The 252-nt window shown below is 36.5% G+C and carries 1 pseudogene; it reads left to right on the forward strand.

The window, feature by feature from the left end:
- Window positions 1–252, forward strand: a pseudogene (locus ACWA1B_RS23175) (ABC transporter permease); the annotation flags it as partial.

Here is a 252-nt window from a genome sequence, read left to right on the forward strand (position 1 = left end):
TTTTAAAAACGCCGCTGTTTTTATTATCACGCTTTTTATAGGCATTTTGCTTTTATACGCCACATTTTCGGGTTGGGAAAACTATAAAAGCCAAAACGAAACGAGCGAAAAATACCAGCACGAATCGAGAGAAGACTGGTTGAAAAATCCAGATAAGAATCCGCATAGAATGGCGCATTACGGGAATTTTGCTTTTAGAAAAAGTACTCCGTTAAGTGTTTTTGAATTCGGAATGGAACCTTTTTTTGGAAA

Source organism: Flavobacterium xizangense, assembly GCF_054075145.1.